Raw genomic sequence first — 13,759 nt, forward strand, 5'->3', positions numbered from 1 at the left:
AAAAGGAACTGATACTGCCAAGAAAAGCAACGCTCATCCAAATTATTTATTCGTCTTTCGATAATCGGTTGGCGATAGATTAAAATTAGCCTTAAAAGATCTGCTGAAATAAAACGGATCACTAAAACCGACATCATAAGCGATCTCAGCAATTGTTTTTTCAGTCTGAATCAATAACAATGCTGCCTTTTTTAAACGGTAAGTCTGTATGAATTCTTTTAAAGATTGACCGGTAATTGCTTTCATCTTACGATAGATACTGCTTTTACTTAATCCTAGTTTGGTTACATAAAAATCGATATCCAGATCGTTATTGTGTAAGTTGTCATTGGTAAGCTGAATGATCATTTTCAAAAGTGTTTCATCAGGATTAGAATGCGTGACCTCCTCCGGAGTTAACTCTAAATTCTGCTGATATTTCAACTTTAAATTCCTGTTTCTGATCAAAAGGTTGAGAATCCTTGAAGATAGTAACTCTATATCCACAGGTTTAGTGATATAAGCATCAGCCCCTGATTTATAGGCCTTTAATTTCTCGCGCCCTTCCTCAAATGCGGTGAGCAAAATTACCACAATGTGACTTGTATATGAATCATTTTTTAGTCTTAAACAGAGATCGTAGCCGTTCAAACGCGGCATATTGATATCACTCACCACCACTTCCGGTTCGAATTCTTTGGAAATGCTTAAAGCTTCCAAACCATCCTTAGCTGCTTTCACTTCATAGTTTTCACTCAGCAGATCTAACATAAAATCCCTTAATTCCGCGGAATCATCAACAATCAGCACCTTGGGTTTTTTTGAAGAAACGTCGATCTTAAGAAAATCATAGTTTTCATCATTCAGTACCTCATCGATCTCTGCTGCCTGGATCAAAGAATGACCTTGATTGATATCCACCGGAATGGATACTATAAAATTCGTTTCAACATTTGGAATGTTCTTTATTTCGATAGTCCCCTTATGCAGTTCTATCAACATTTTAACATAGTTCAGTCCGATTCCGGTCCCTGCCATATCGGAAAATAAGGGCTCTGAAGAATGAAACCGATTAAAATATTTTGATACATCATGATCGGTGAGTACGCCACCCGAATTTCTGAAATAGAATTTATGATATCCTTTTTCAATAAAATGTTCAATTTCGATGATACCATTCTTCGGAGTGAATTTGAAAGCATTCGAAATAATGTTAATTACGACCTTTTCAAATTTGGTAACATCAATATTAATCAGGGTATTCTCATCCTTTGATGTAAATTGCAAATGGACATCATTTACTTCAGCCATCCAATCAAAGTATGACAAGACTTCATCCATGAATGTTTTAAGATCGACCTTTTCGAGTTGTACATTCAATTGAGCCAGATCTGTTCTTCTGAATTCTATAAGTTCATTGATCAGCAATAATAGTCGTTCGGCATTTCGTCTTATCAGATCATAATATTTCAATCTCCTTTGATCACTGAGGTCGTTTTTAGAATTCAGGTATTGTATGGGACCTATGATCAGATTTAAAGGCGTTTTAAATTCATGAGAAATATTCGTGAAGAATTTAAGCCTCACATTCTGCAACTCTTTGATTTTATCCTTTTCGATTCGCTCCAATTGAAGTCTGTGAACCGTATTCTTGTTTCGAATATACAGATACAATATTCCTAATAGGATCGTTAAAGTCAACAGAATGAACATGATTTTTGAGAGGGTCCGTTCATACCAAAATGGCATAATCTCCAGATTTACACTTCTTTGTGCTGTAAGTCCGTTACTGGAATTAATCGCCTTAACGATAAATTGATAATTTCCGGGAGGTATGTTTGAATACGTAGCCTGCATCACCCCTTCTTTAGGGACCCAATTCATGTCGAATCCATCAAGCTTAACTTCATAATCCACTTTATCAGGGTTCGCGTAATCCAATCCGACATAATGAATCATAAAGGAACGGTTAAATGGCGCAAGAGTGATGTGGTCAAGGTAATTGATATTCGAATCATATTCCTGTTCGGTTTGATTCAATATCCTCAAGGAAGATAGATTGACCACGGGTGGATTCCCTTCAGGCAATTGAATATTTTTATCATAGATCACCATTCCATTGGTTGATCCGAATAAGATCCAGTCGTCTGCCTTAGCCGAAGAATTATAATTAAAACGGTTGGTGGGTAATCCATCCTTTACCGTGTAGGACTTAATAGTTTCAAAGGATCTGGATAATCGATGTATTCCTTTATTCGAGGTCACCCAGAATTGATTATTATCCTCCAAAAAAGAATAGATTGTATTATCAGGCAGGTTTTCGGGCTTTTTTAAATGTACAGAACCATCATTTGACAGTTCTATGATACCTATCCCCATCTGTTCTGTACAAACCACGATACTACCTTCACTGGTTTCTTCCAAGGATATTATTCTGTCAAGATCTACATCAATTTTTTGAATTTTCCCTTTAGGATCAATTTTAAAAATTCCACGGCGGTAGGTGGCGACCCATATATTTTTATGTTTGTCTTCCAGAAGATCCCAAATGAATGAATTCTTGAATTCCTCCACTCCTACCGGGTAAAATGAATCTTGCCTTCGATCGTACTTTTCAAGTCCACCTCCCCGGGTCCCAATCCATATTTCACCATCTGAATCCTCCAGTAACGCATATACACTATTACTCGTGATCACGCCGGGTTTCGGGGTTTCTTTTTTATAATATGTGAAATCAACAGGTAACCCATTCACCAATTTCGATTTACACAGTCCGCCAGTATAGGTTCCTATCCATATATATCCATTGGAGTCGACCAATAAGGAATGAATATTATTATAAATCAGATTGCTGTTACTCTCATTAAAACTTAAAAACTTCTGATTCTTCTTATCAAAAACAGCCAACCCATTGTCTTCAGTACCAATATATATTTTAGTACTCGTTGGAAAAATACTGCTTACCGCTCTACCCGGAATACCTTTTCCGGAAATATCAGGTTGGTATATTCTGAAAGGACTCTTGTTGGGTCTGTACAGACTGACTCCATTAAAAAAAGTTCCGATCCAAATATTGCTGTTTTCATCCGCATACAAGCTGTAAATAGCATTATCTCCCAATTGAGACACCCCGTATTCATCACTCCTTATATATTCAAAGTTTTTTTCGGAAGGATCATAAATCGTAATTCCCTGTTCGGTACCAAACCATATCTTTCCCTTGTCATCTTCAGTGATAGCCCTCACAAACAGGTTTGATAAAATTGTTGTATTCTGAAAATGAACTTTATCTTTTGAACTTTGATCATAACGTACTGCTCCTGCACCATCATAGCCGATCCACATCCCCCCATCGCTTGAATTATATATTGTATTTACAGGAATATCCTGTATCGATAAGGCAGGTATTCTATTCAAAGTTTTCTCATGAGGATCAAGGAAGGCTACATTCCAGGTATCGTAAACAAACCAAATTCTTTTATTCTGATCTACTTCCATTTTTCCAACATCAATCTGATCAAACATAAGACTTGCTTCTTTTGAACCTGTATCGACGAGATACATTCCATTATTAGTACCAATAAGCAGTGTTTCATCATCCAATTGTAAAATGGAATTGATAATTAAGGATGTGGCTTCTCCTTTTAACAACGCTATTTGAATGGTTTCACCCGAAGCAGATTCATAAAAATAAAGTCCTTGAGAAGTACCGAACCACAGGTTCAATCGGGAATCCTGAATCATGGTGTTCACGGCAAGTTCAAGTTCATCAAGAGGTTCGAACTTTTTGCATAGGTGACCATCATATTTGAACACTCCTTCCTGAGAACAAAACCACATATAGCCCTCACGATCCTTAATGATATTCCAAATCCAGGTGTAATCTAACCCGGCACTGTTAGAGATGGTTTGAAACTTATAATCATTTCTAAGAGGCTGAGCGGTTAGCAGATTGAAAAGCAAAAAAACTAAAATGCACGCAGGTTTCATTTTTGATAAAATAAGGCAGTTCAAATTAAAATTTATTTAATCAAAGATATCCAAATATAGGAATCTGCTAAATGTAATTATAAATCATCCTACTGGATAAATAATTCAATAAGGTAAGTTTCTGGCCATCCAGCAGCATAATCACCACTTTACGTGTTTCGGGAGATACATTAAAAATTCACTTGAAGGTTGTTTTACACTGAACGATTTCAACATGGTATTTGGAAGAAAATTGAAAGTTAAAATGCAGTTAAAAGATAATTTTTGCATACAGGACTTAGAAATAGATTAACTAAACAAACAACCTAATGAAAAAAATCTTGAATTTAATTTTCACCCTTATTATTTATTGTGCTGCTACTGCACAGAATAATAATAATGTAAGTGGAAGTGTTAGTTCCTCTAATGGTGATCTGTTACCGGGAGCGAACGTAATGTTAAAAGGAACCACCAATGGCGTGGTCACTGATTTCAATGGGGAATTCACAATCCAGATCGCCGATACCCAAAATGCGATACTGGTAGTTTCCTATATCGGTTTTAACACCCTCGAATTTCCATTGAACGGAAAAACAAACGTCCAAATCGTTCTGGATGAAGATGTTTCCTCTTTGGATGAAGTGGTCGTAGTTGGTTATGGTACTCAAAAAAGGTCTGAGGTAACCACAGCGATCAGTTCCATTTCTGAAAAGGATTTCACTAAAGGCGCGGTTCAGAATCCTATTCAATTGATCCAGGGCCGTGTAGCCGGACTGACTATCAATACGACTTCAGGTAACCCGGGTAATAATGATGTGCAGTTATTGCTTCGTGGATCCAGTACTTTTTCCGGAAATCAGTCGCCCTTGATCGTAATTGACGGTATCATCGGAGGAAGTCTGGACCTGGTAAATTTCAATGACGTGGAGAAAATCGATGTTTTAAAAGACGGTTCAGCCGCTGCTATATATGGTACCAGAGGTACCAATGGTGTTATTCTCATTACTACTAAAAAAGCAAAAGGTAACCAAAAAGCACGTATTGAATATGATGGTTTCTTAACCGTAAGCCAGATATCCCGTGATGTGGAGGTCTTTTCTCCTTCGGAATACCGGAAACTGCCTGAAATAACCGATGGATATTTTACTATTGTCGATAATGGAGCTGATACCGATTGGGGAGATCTGGTTATGCGTGATGCATTTTCTCAAGTACACGCATTATCCATGAGTGGCAAATTAAACAATACCTCTTATATCGCCTCCCTTAACTATAGAGATACGGAAGGTATTGTAAAAAAGACCGGTAGTGAAAGACTGAACGTCAGATTGGGAGTTAATCAGTCTTTATTAGATGATCTGGTAATAGCCAGTCTGAATATAAGCTCTACCCAGGTTAACGAAAACCCCAGTGAACATGGTCAGAATGTATATTTTTCAACAAGAGTACTCAATCCAACCTATCCTGTTAAAAATCCTGATGGCACCTATACCAGATTTCCGGAAGCTATAAACCCGGTTCAGGAAATTAATGAAACATACCGTAAAGCCGAGTGGATTCAAAAGCGAATTGATGGTTCGGTACAAATTAAGCCTGTCGATGGTTTGAATATTAAATTTCTGGGATCCATTCAAAACCGATACAGATTAGGTGGTTCCTATGCAAATAAAAACTCTCTGAATGGAAGTACCTTCAACGGAGAAGCCTGGAGAAATTCGTCTAAATATACTGAGAGTCTCTTTGAATCAACGGTTACCTATAACTGGAAAATTCAGGAAAATCATGACTTTACCTTACTGGGTGGTTATAATTATCAAAATTTTGATGGAGAAGGTTTCGATGTATATAATTTTAATTTCCCTACGGATATTTTCGGATATAACCGACTAGATCTCGGACTTGCTTTACCGGAAGGGAAAGCCAATATGGGCAGCTTTAAATGGAACAGCAAACTAATTGCATTCTTTGGCAGAATCAATTACAACTATGCAAACAAATACTTTTTATCTGCCAGTATACGTCAGGAAGGGTCAACAAAATTCGGAGAAAATAATAAATGGGGGACATTTCCTTCTTTCTCGGCTGGCTGGCAAATAGCTAATGAAGAGTTTTTAGAATCCGTTACTGCGATAAATGAACTGAAACTACGTGCCGGTTATGGAGTGACCGGGACAGAACCTACCCAACCCTACATCTCACAACTCAGATATGATTATACCTCTGCTGTGGTTGACCCAGACGGAAATATCGTATATGCCGTAGAGCCGGCGGTTAATGCGAATCCTAATCTCAAATGGGAGACAAAAAGAGAAGTAAACCTCGGTCTTGATTTTACCTTGTTCGATCACAGACTTAGGGGTAGTATCGATCTTTATAACAGAAATACTAAGGATCTGATCTCAAATTTCAACGTTCCGGTACCTCCAAATCTTGCTCCCACCATCGTAGCGAATGTTGGCGAAGTATCCAACAAAGGGCTTGAATTCGTTGCTTCAGGAGACATCATTCGAAATGATGCTTTTAATCTGAACCTGACACTTAACTATGCAACCAATAAAAACACCGTAGAAAAACTGTCAAATGATACCTATCAACGTGACTTTATGGATGCTGGATGGACAGGTGCCCCGGTTCAAAAGACGACTCACAGAATTGTTGAAGGTGGTTCCATCGGGAATTTTTATGGCTGGAAATCTACAGGTCTGGATGCTGATGGCAAATGGATTATTGAAGCACCAGATGGTAGTGTAGGAGAATATGGAAATGAAGATCACAGGCAAGTGATTGGAAACGCTTTACCAAAACACACGGGCGCTTTTATTGTTAGTGGAAATTACAAAGCTTTTGATTTCTCTTTCTCCCTTAGAGGAGCCTTTAAGTACCAGATTCTGAACCAGCACAGAATGTTATGGGAAAACTTCACCAAAGGTCAACAATGGAATTTCCCGACCTCTGTACTGGATAAACCCTATGGATCTACCTCTTATTTAAATGATGCACCGGCTTATGTAAGTTATTATGTTGAAAATGGTGATTTCGTCAAATTAGACAACGTCTCCATTGGCTATAACATCGATGTTGAGCCTTTCAAAAATATCGATAAGCTCAGGATATATGTGAGTGGAGCCAACCTTCACACCTTTACAAAATACAAAGGTGTTGATCCTGAAGTTCCATTGTACGGACTTTCCCCGGGTATTGATTATCAATCGAGATATCCCACAACACGAAACTTTAACCTCGGTATTCAATTAGCATTTTAAAATATATCACAATGAAATTTAAATCATTAGTAACCGTAATAATTATACTTTTTACCTCCTGTACCGATCTGGAGGAAGTTGTATATGACCAGCTAACTGAAGATAGCTTAAAAGCAAACCTGACTGATAATGATATTCCGTCGTTATTAGGGCCGTTATATAACGACCTAAGAAAACTCTATACCGGTAACAACGCCACAGAAGCGCATTTTAATGGTAACTGGCTATGGGTTAGTGAAGAATCAGCCGACTTGTGGATCACTCCTAAAAGAGGTGGAGGTTGGTATGACGGAGGTATTTACTACCGTCTTAATCAACATAATTGGGGAACCGATGAAACTACACTTCTCGGGGTTTGGAGAAGTTTCTACAAGGCAATAAACACGAGTAACCGATTATATGAGCAATTTGAAACTCTCGAAAACGAAACACAGAGGAATAAAATTCTTGCTGAGATTCGCGTAAGTCGTGCATTCTGGTATTATAATCTTGCGGACTTCTATGGAAATGTACCGTTAGTAACTGAGTTCTCTTTGCCTGATGGCTATTTACCTGAAACCAACTCAAGAAAAGAAGTTGTTGATTTTGTTATCAATGAATTAAAAGAAAGCATTCCATTTTTGGATGAAGAAGGCTACGGTAAATGGAACAAATTTTCAGCCTCTCATCTTTTAGCCAAGGTTTATCTCAATTATAATACTTGGTTCGACAGTCCTAAATGGGATGAGGTCGTTGCACTTTCAGACTACATCATAAATGATGGAGATTATTCGTTGGAATCCGATTATTCACAACCGTTTATCACAGAGAATTCATCTTCACCAGAAATTATAATGGGTGTTTTTAATGATGAGATCTACCATAGTGAACAACCTTTCTTGATTCATCAGTGGACGATGCATTGGAAATTCAAATTTCATCAAAAAACCGAAACGTTCTTTTGGGGAGGTCCGTGTGCCACACCGGAATTCATCAACACCTATGATTCAGAAGATCTGAGGTTAACAAAATCCTGGTTTGAAGGGCAACTTTACGATAATGAAGGTGATGGTTCTCCGATGTTTTGTGACCCATGGAATCCGAGAGATCAGGGAAAACCACTGGCATACTCCAGAGAGATAATACTGGATGATGACGGAATCACCTCCGGTGAAGCAGATGGATTACGAATGATCAAATATGAGATTAAAAAAGGGGCAAGAGCATCTTTGAGTAATGACTTTGTTCTTTTCAGACTGGCAGATGTATACTTCATGAAGGCTGAAGCCCTCTATTGGAAAAACGGAGGTGCTGCGACTCAGGAAATTGTAGATCTGATCAACACGGTAAGAGAACGTTCCTTTGAAAATTTTGATGATAGTAAAAAATTGACGGTAGGTCAGCTTGATGATAACAGATTCCTTGATGAATACGCCTGGGAATTCTGTCAGGAAGGTAACAGGAGACAGGTTTTGATACGTTTTGATCAATTTACTTCCCGTAACTGGTTCCTGCATGAGCCAAGCGGATCAGACCATAAAAATCTTTTTCCAATTCCGTTACAAGAGATCAATGCAAATCCAAATTTAATTCAAAATCCCGGGTACTAAGGTTGTTGCTTATATCCGGAAAACCCCGAAAATAATACTAACAAATATCAATATAGAAGAATGTCAAAGTTATTAAACTATAATAATTGGATCCGTCTTTTACTGATCATACATCCGGTTCTGTTCATGCTTTCCTGCGCTGATACAAAGGTCACAGATTCAACTGAGATCGCAGCAATCTATACCGAAAACAGAACACCCTTAAAAGAAAATAATTATACGGAATTACCTCTTGGGACGATAAAGCCACGTGGCTGGCTAAAAGAACAGTTGATCCGTCAAAAGAATGGATCTACCGGACAACTGGATTCACTTTATCCTGAAGTAATGGGAGAAAGAAATGGCTGGTTAGGTGGTGATGGTGATCAATGGGAACGAGGTCCTTATTGGATAGACGGATGTCTTCCACTCGCCTATCTGCTCGATGATGCGGAATTAAAAGCGAAGGTAAAACCCTGGGTGGAATGGATTTTGAACAGTGCTCAGCCAAATGGTTACTTCGGTCCTATTAAAGACTATCCTCAGGAAGATGGACTTCAAAGAGATAATTCAAAAGACTGGTGGCCCAAAATGGTGGTTTTAAAAATACTGATGCAGCATTATTCTGCGACCAAAGATGAAAGAGTGATCGAATTAATGACCAACTATTTTAAGTATCAATTAGAAAAACTGCCGGAAGTACCATTAGATAACTGGACATTCTGGGCGAAATACAGAGGCGGAGATAATTTACTGGCTGTTTATTGGCTGTATAACTTAACCGGTGATAAGTTTTTACTCGATCTGGCTGATATCTTATATGATCAAACGTTTGACTTTATTGACTTTTTTGAGAACACTGATAAAATCTCGGAATATGGGGTCATGCATTGTGTTAATCTGGTGCAAGGTTTAAAAACTCCTGTAATCTATTATCAACAAAAAAAGGATGAACAACTCATTCGTACACTGGATAAAGCTTTCGCTGATATCAAAAGATATAACGGATATCCTACCGGGTTGTTCGCCGGCGATGAAACCGTTCATGGATCTGACCCGACACAGGGATCAGAACTATGTACTGCTGTGGAGATGATGTACACATTGGAAAATACGCTTCAAATTCTAGGTGACAGCAAATATGCCGATCATCTGGAGCGAATAGCCTTCAATGCCCTTCCTACTCAGATCACTGACGACTTTATGAACCGACAATATTTCCAGCAACCCAATCAGATAAGTGTGACCAGGCAAATGAGAAATTTTGACACCAATCATTCCGGAACAGATATTTGTTTTGGTTTGCTAACCGGTTACCCTTGCTGCACCTCGAACATGCATCAGGGTTGGCCTAAATTCACCCAAAACACCTGGTATGCTACCTCCGATAATGGAATCGCCGCATTGGTTTATTCCCCATCAGAGGTAAACGCACTCGTTGGCGAAGGGAAGGAGGTTCAAATTATTGAAGATACCAATTATCCATTTGATGAAAGCATCCGGTTTTCCATAGCGTCTGAAGGAAGAACCAGCTTCCCTTTCCATCTCAGAATCCCTGAATGGTGTAAGAATCCAGAACTTAGATTAAATGGGATAAAGATCGATTTTACTATTTCCGAAAAAGGTATTGTAATCGTTGACAGGGAATGGGAAAATGAAGATGTTCTCGAGTTAAAACTCCCGATGTCTGTTCAACTGAGTAAATGGCATCAAAATGCACAGACAGTAGAACGCGGACCGCTGATCTACGGTCTTAAAATGGAAGAAAACTGGAGAGAAGTAGAAAATACGGTCAATCCAAAATGGAATGGAGACACCTATTGGGAAGTAACTTCGGCATCGGATTGGAATTATGCCATCTTTGAAACGGAAGAATCAGAACTATCTGAAAAATTCATTGTTACCAAAAACCCTTCTCTGGCTAAATATCCATGGAATCTGGAAAATGCCCCGATCCAAATAAAAACCAAAGCCAAGAAAATTCCGAGCTGGAAGGAATACAATGGTTCAACAGGACCATTACCTTATAGTATCATGTATGATCTGGAAACTGCAGAAGAAGTGGAAGAGATAACGCTTATCCCCTATGGATGCACAACTTTACGTATCTCTGAATTTCCGGTTTACGGCACCTACAAAGTTTACTAAAAAGATGTACGGATTTAAAATTATGGGCTGCAAATTTTATTTACAAACCGCCATAGTTCTTTACGCTCTTCTTTTAGTAGGATGCTCGGAACCTCAGCTGTCCATCGCTTCTATGGGTACTGCTGACGAACAAGAGGTCAGTGTTTATAAAGTTGACTTTCCGAACGGCTTAAAAGCAGAAGTATTGAACTACGGTGGTATATTAAAATCACTATCGATACCTGATAAGCACGGTGTATATAAGGATATCGTATTGGGCTTCGACGATCTCCAGGGATATCTTAACAATAGTCCTTATTTTGGAGCTGTAGTCGGTAGATTCGCAAATAGAATTCGTCAGGGTAAGTTTCAGCTTAACAATACGTATTATGATCTTGATCTAAATGATGGCGATAATCATTTACATGGAGGATTTGAGGGCTTTGATAAAAAAGTATGGGAGATTTCCAAAGTAGAAGACAAAAGGGATACTGTTCGGATTCAATTTAAATTATTGAGTCCGAATGGTGATCAGGGGTATCCTGGAAATTTACTGACCTTTATCCAGTATACCTTCACAAAAGATCAACTCAGAATTTCTTATAAGGCTACTACTGATCAAACCACGATAGTCAATCTTACGCAGCACAGTTATTTTAATTTATCGGGGAATCCTGAAACAACGATACTGGACCATGAACTTGAAATCAATGCAGCTTATTATATACCGATTGATGAAGATCTTATTCCATTAGGGAATTTTAGGAATGTTAAGAATAGTCCTTTTGACTTTACCAGTACCAAAAGTATTGGAGAGGAAATAAATTCTGAGGACGAACAAATCAAAATAGCCGGAGGATATGACCATTGCTTTGTTATCGACACACTGGAACACGGGACCCTTAAAAAAATAGCGGTAGTATCACACCCGGAGAGTGGTCGTCAAATGGAAATCTATACCACAGAACCCGGAGTACAGTTTTATTCCGGAAATTTCCTGGATGGTCGACTGTTGGGTAAAGCCGGGATCAATTATAAAAGAAGAAGTGGATTTTGTCTTGAGACACAGCATTTTCCAGATTCACCAAACCACCCGAAATTCCCTACGGTGGAATTGTATCCTGATGAAGCGTATGAATCTGAAACAATTTTCAAATTCGGTATTACGGAAAACCTTAATCGTTTATAATTCCTATTAATAGAACAAAACACATCCTAGCTTACAATGTTTAAATATTTCACCCTATACCTGCTTGTATTCTTAACAAATATGCATTGCTCCAAAATGCCTGAAATGGTTTCCAAAACGGAACCTGAAAAGATCAGTACCGGGAAGATTTATTGTGATTTCGATAATGAGATCATGAAGTTCCGCAAAGCTGCTGATTCCTCAGGAATAAACTATATTATCACCAAGAATCCGTCAAGGTCAGCGCTTAACCCAAGTGAACTTTGTGGGCATATTAATTCAGGTAATCATGAAAATACAATTATCATAAGCGATAAATTGAATACTGAATTCAATTTTAGAGAAAATGGTTATGTATTTAAAATTAAGATCTATGCTGATCAAAAAGGGTCTCTTGATTTCAAAATTGAAAATGGAGGAGGCCAGGTACTCAATTCGAGTATAACTGTACTCATAGATGAAATCAAAATATGGAAAGAATATGTTTTTGATTTCAGTGAGATAGCGTCTAAACCTGCAAGTGGTGAAATGTGCAAATTCATTTTATCTTTTACCGCCAAATCCGGATCGGAACCAATAAATTGGTATTTCGACGATATAAGCGGACCTGCGAATACCCCTCCAAAGACTCTTTTTAAACGATACTCAAACAATCCCATTTTGAAAAGAGAATCATCAGAAAATCCTGATTGGCGTAATCTTCATGTTGCTAATGCAGCCATTTTGGAACCTGAAAATACACCGGATGGAAAATGGAGGATGTATGTAAGAGGAAGCGGAAATGTACCCGATTACCATGATCAGATCGGTTTGTTGTATCAGGAAACCGATAATTTTAGCCCATTCGGTCCATGGATCGAATATCCACAAAATCCGGTTATACACCATGGTTCTCCAGGAACATATAATGACCTTCACATGCTTGATTGTGCACCCGTTATGGGGATGAACAATCAGATGTTTTTATTTTTCCTAGCCAAAAGTTATGGTTCTGTCGGGGCATTGGCCGGTTCAAAATCGGATGATATGGGATTTTCATTCCAAAAATTCCAAGATCCAATCAAAGATATGGTTGGTTGCAGTGATGCTATCTACTTCAATGATAACTATTACCTGTTCTATGGTGACGGCCATTATGATGGGAAGAACTGGGGCAATCTAAGTTTGTATGTTGGTGTGACAGAGGATCCGGAAGAATTAAAAGAAACAGCCATAAATCAAGCAATAGCTATTGGAGGCGGACCAGAAAATTTTGACAGTTATTCTGTGAACGGATCTAGAATCTTTCGATTGAAAGGTATCGATCTGTGGTTTATGTGTTATCAGGGAAGTCGTAAACACTTTGATTTTCCGAATCGATTCCATATCGCCTATTCGAAAGATCTGGTTCATTGGACCAAGGTCAACAATGATCTGCCACTGTTTGAGCGTGGCGCATATGGTGAATGGGATCAGGGAGGTATTTGGTATGGTGAAATTTTTGAATATGAAGATATGCTTTATATGTATTACGAAGGTTGGGGTGCTGAACAGAATATCGCCGATAGAGATGTCCCCTATTTTAGCCCGGGCGGTTCTCAAACAGGTGCCGCCTATTGTACAAAACAGGAATTTCTTGAATGGCTAAATATTGAACTTTGAAGCTATACTTCAAAAAAAAACGG

Annotated in this window: 6 protein-coding genes; 5 read left to right on the forward strand and 1 reads right to left on the reverse strand. The window is 38.4% G+C overall.

All coding sequences use genetic code 11. From position 1 onward, the window contains the following. Nucleotides 1-42 precede the first annotated feature (42 nt). A complete protein-coding gene (locus DMZ48_RS14355) occupies nt 43-3,969 on the reverse strand; it encodes a hybrid sensor histidine kinase/response regulator transcription factor (RefSeq protein ID WP_143955851.1) in 3,927 nt (1,308 codons plus the stop codon). 308 nt (nt 3,970-4,277) lie between these two features. Here DMZ48_RS14355 and DMZ48_RS14360 point away from each other — a divergent pair, with 308 nt between their 5' ends. The 5 genes from DMZ48_RS14360 to DMZ48_RS14380 all read left to right on the forward strand — a co-directional run bounded on the left by DMZ48_RS14360 (nt 4,278) and on the right by DMZ48_RS14380 (nt 13,736). Then, the gene (locus DMZ48_RS14360) at nt 4,278-7,211 is read left to right on the forward strand and encodes a SusC/RagA family TonB-linked outer membrane protein (RefSeq protein WP_143955852.1); all 2,934 of its coding nucleotides are present in this window, start codon (nt 4,278-4,280) and stop codon (nt 7,209-7,211) included. Nucleotides 7,212-7,222: 11 nt separating this feature from the next. Further along, entirely contained in the window at nt 7,223-8,800 is a 1,578-nt protein-coding gene (locus DMZ48_RS14365; protein WP_143955853.1) for a RagB/SusD family nutrient uptake outer membrane protein, read from the forward strand. A 60-nt stretch (nt 8,801-8,860) separates the two neighbouring features. Further along, entirely contained in the window at nt 8,861-10,927 is a 2,067-nt protein-coding gene (locus DMZ48_RS14370; protein ID WP_143955854.1) for a beta-L-arabinofuranosidase domain-containing protein, read from the forward strand. Between the two features lie 22 nt (nt 10,928-10,949). After that, complete coding sequence (locus tag DMZ48_RS14375; RefSeq protein WP_162558730.1) at nt 10,950-12,095, forward strand: aldose epimerase family protein; 1,146 nt, start codon at nt 10,950-10,952, stop codon at nt 12,093-12,095. A 105-nt stretch (nt 12,096-12,200) separates the two neighbouring features. Beyond that, nucleotides 12,201-13,736, forward strand: a complete 1,536-nt coding sequence (locus DMZ48_RS14380; protein ID WP_143955856.1) for a glycoside hydrolase family protein — start codon at nt 12,201-12,203, stop codon at nt 13,734-13,736. The last annotated feature ends 23 nt before the right edge of the window (nt 13,737-13,759 follow it).

Origin of the sequence: Robertkochia solimangrovi (assembly GCF_007279655.1) — a bacterium.
GTDB classification, from domain to species: domain Bacteria; phylum Bacteroidota; class Bacteroidia; order Flavobacteriales; family Flavobacteriaceae; genus Robertkochia; species Robertkochia solimangrovi.